At 64.8% G+C, this 3,471-nt stretch carries 3 protein-coding genes; all 3 read right to left on the bottom strand.

The genetic code is table 11. The features are described 5' to 3' along the window. Positions 1-545: 545 nt before the first annotated feature. A complete protein-coding gene (gene rlmB, locus HP499_RS22285; RefSeq protein ID WP_026542164.1) occupies positions 546-1,538 on the bottom strand; it encodes a 23S rRNA (guanosine(2251)-2'-O)-methyltransferase RlmB in 993 nt (330 codons plus the stop codon). 80 nt (positions 1,539-1,618) lie between these two features. After that, positions 1,619-3,073, bottom strand: a complete 1,455-nt coding sequence (gene cysS / locus HP499_RS22280; RefSeq protein ID WP_172326274.1) for a cysteine--tRNA ligase — start codon at positions 3,071-3,073, stop codon at positions 1,619-1,621. Between the two features lie 35 nt (positions 3,074-3,108). Next, positions 3,109-3,465, bottom strand: coding sequence for a hypothetical protein (locus HP499_RS22275; RefSeq protein WP_172326275.1), 357 nt, complete (start codon positions 3,463-3,465; stop codon positions 3,109-3,111). Positions 3,466-3,471: the final 6 nt, after the last annotated feature.

The following is a 3,471-nucleotide window of genomic DNA, read 5'->3' as shown; positions in this document are numbered from 1 at the left end:
CGCCACAACCAGGCACTCATCGCCCTGGCACGACGACGCTGCGATACCCTCTACGCCATGCTCCGCGACGGCACCCTCTACCAACCCCCAACACCCGCAACCGCTTGACGAAAAACATAGGGGCACTCCCACATCCCACGCCCTCCACCCGAACGCTCTCCCACATCCCACGCCCTCCACCGGAGCGCTCTCCCACATCCCACGCCCTCCACCGGAGCGCTCTTCCACATCCACGCCCTTCCGTCCATAAAACCCGCGGGACATGAAAGAGCGACCGCCCCAAACCCGCGGGATGTGCGAGAGCGACCGCCCCAAACCCGCGGGATGTGCGAGAGCGACCGCCCCAAACCCGAGGGATGTGCGAGAGCGTTGGTAATCGTTGACGACACGGGGCACACGAAAGGCGCCGCAAGGGCCGTCCGGAAGCGTGCGTCAAAGCGACGAAGGAGCAGCACGCGCAGGATGGCGCTTGCGGCGCCTTAGCGAGAGGACGGCGCTTGCGGCGCCTTAGCGAGAGGACGGCGCTTGCGGCGCCTTAGCGAAGACTACTTGGCGGCGCGCTGCCTCGACACTTCGTACAGCGAGATACCAACGGCCATGGAGGCGTTGAGTGACTCCATGGCGGAGTCGATCGGGATGGAGACGATCTGGTCGCAGTTTTCGCGCACCAGCCTGCTCAGGCCCTTGCCTTCGGAGCCGACCACGATGCAAACGGGCTCGGTTGCCACAGTGAGGTCCGGCAGCGAGACGTCGCCGTCGCCGTCCAAGCCAAGGACGTAGATGCCCATGTTCTTGAATTGCTTGAGCGCGTTGTTAAGGTTCGACGCGCGGGCCACGGGCACGCGGACAGCGGCACCGGCGCTGGTCTTCCAAGCGGACGCGGTGACGCCCACGGAGCGGCGTTCGGGAACGATCACGCCGTGGCCGCTGAACGCCGACACGGAGCGGATGATCGCACCAAGGTTGCGGGGATCGGTAATGCCGTCCAGTGCCACGAAAATGGGGGCGTTGGAGATGTGCCCCTTCTTCCACTTGGCCAGCGTCGTCTCGGCGAGGTCGTAGGCGTCCTCGTACTCGTACGGCGGGATCTGCAGGACCAGGCCCTGGTGGACAGCGTCCTCGGTCATGCGGTCCAGCTCAACCTTGCCGGTTTCGAGCAGGGGGATGCCACGCTCGGCCGCAAGTTTGAGGGATTCCTTGACGCGGTCGTCCATCTCAATGCGGATGGCGACGTGCAGTGCCTTGGCCGGGATGCCGGCGCGGAGGGCTTCGACCACCGAGTTGCGGCCGGTGACCAGCTCTTCGGTTGCACGGCCCTTGGGGCCGGAGCGTGCACCGGCGCCACCCTGACGGGGACCTGTGCCGCGCTTGGCAGCGGAGCGTTCAGCCAGCTGCTTGTTCTTGTATGCCTTGTGGTAGGTGCGGTCCTCCGCCTTGGGCGTGGGACCCTTGCCCTCCAGGGCCTTGCGGCCGTGGCCACCGGTTCCGGTGGAGGGGCCCTTCTTCTGCTTGACCGACCGGCGACCGTTGTTGGCCATGAGTTTCCATCCTTGATTTTGTGAGTAAGTCTGGAATCAAGTCTACTGACCCGATGCAATTCGGCCGCCGCGGCCTTTTGTCAGTCGCGTTTGAGGCTCCAAGTGGCCCCGTCCGCACCATCTTCGACCACGACGCCCGCAGCAGCCAGGGTGTCCCGGATCGCATCGGATGCAGCCCAGTCCTTGGCGGCCCTGGCGGCAGCGCGCGCTTCAAGCTGGGCGTCGATCAGCACTTCCAAGGCGGCGTGCTCGCGGCCTTGGACAGCTTCCGGACGTTTCACCGCATCCAGGCCCAGCACCTCGGTCATGGACAGGACGCTGTACAGGGCGGCTTTGGCAGAGTCGAGATCGCCCGAAGCCAGCGCGGTGTTTCCTGCCCGCACGGTTTCGTGGAGGACGCCAAGCGCCTGCGGGACGTTGAGGTCGTCGTCCATGGCCGCGATGAAAGCAGCGGGCATGTTGGCTTGCGGGGAAACGTCCGAGGCGGCGGTGCCCACCTTGGCGGATGCCTTGTGGATGAAACCGTCAATACGCTCGACGGCGGCGGCGGCCTCCTGCAGCGAGGTGGGACGGTAGTCCAGGATGGAGCGGTAGTGGGCCTGGCCCAAGTAGTAGCGGACCACACGGGGAGATGCCAGTTCCAGCATTTCTGCCGGGCTCACCGTGTTGCCGATGGACTTGGACATCTTTTCACCCTGGTAGGTGACCATGCCGTTATGCATCCAGAAGTTCGCGAAGTCGTCGCCTGCGGCCTGGGACTGGGCCATCTCGTTCTCGTGGTGCGGGAAGCGAAGATCCAGTCCTCCACCGTGGATGTCGAACCGCGGGCCAAGGTATTTGGTGACCATGGCCGAGCACTCCAAGTGCCAGCCGGGACGTCCGGCACCCCAAGGGGACTCCCACTTGGCGGTGACGGGTTCACCGTCCTTTGAACCCTTCCACAGCGCGAAGTCGCGGGGATCCCGCTTACCGCGGGGGTCCGCGTCGGCGGCTCCCTGCATGTCATCAATGTTCTGCCGCGTCAGCGAGCCGTACTTGCTCCAGGAGCGGACATCGAAGTAGACGTCGCCGGAATCGTCCAGGGCGGGGTAAGCGTGGCCTCGGTCGATGAGGCGCTGGATGAGCGCGTGCATCTCCGGGATGTGGCCCGTGGCGCGGGGCTCGTAGGTGGGCCGTTGGACACCCAGGGAGTCGTAGGCGTTCTGGAATTCCTGCTCGTACCGGTAGGCCAACGCCCACCACTCTTCGGCTTGCCGTGCCGAGGGTTCGGAGTCCCAGTCCGACCCGAAGGATTGGGCGGACTTGGCGAGGATTTTGTCGTCAATGTCCGTGACGTTGCGAACCACGGTGACGCGGAGGCCCCGGAACTCAAGCCAGCGGGTCAGTTGGTCAAACGCAATGGCCGACCTGACGTGGCCTACGTGCGGCATTCCTTGGACAGTGGCCCCGCAGTAGTACACGCTGGCCTTGCCGTCTTCGAGGGGAACGAAGTCGCGGACTTCGGCGGAGGCGGTGTCATAGAAGCGCAGGGTCACCGCTCCAGATTAGCCGATGACGCGGCGTGACCTGCCTACTTGCAGTATTCGCCGATCTTATTGAACTGCACCGTGAGCTTTTCCTGCTGGTCCTTGGTGGCTGCGCCGAGCGATGAAGCAGCCGCTTCGTCCATGATCGCCGCCATTTCCTTGATCGGGTTTCCGATCTCCGGAGCCAGCTTGTCCGCGATCTCGTGGTAGTGGGCAGCGATCTGTTTGGACTGCTGCTGTTGGTTACCGTCTGGCTTGAAGGTGTCATTGTCCAAGAATTCGCAGCTGGCCGCCACGTCCATTTTCGGCGTCCCGGCGCAACCGCCCACCAGGAGCGCGGCGGCGAGCCCTAGGGAAAGCATCACCGCGGAACGCACGACGCCGGCGCCGGGCTTAGGCATGCGGGG

The sequence above is a fragment of the Paenarthrobacter sp. CM16 genome (assembly GCF_013179505.1).
In the GTDB taxonomy this organism is placed as follows: Bacteria; Actinomycetota; Actinomycetes; order Actinomycetales; family Micrococcaceae; genus Arthrobacter.
This window is presented reverse-complemented; position numbering and strand designations above follow the sequence as displayed.

Bases quoted from the DNA above. Each gene is read 5' to 3' on its own strand.
- HP499_RS22275 (WP_172326275.1), bottom strand. From the start codon at position 3,465: ATGCCTAAGCCCGGCGCCGGCGTCGTGCGTTCCGCGGTGATGCTTTCC.
- rlmB (WP_026542164.1), bottom strand. From the start codon at position 1,538: ATGGCCAACAACGGTCGCCGGTCGGTCAAGCAGAAGAAGGGCCCCTCC.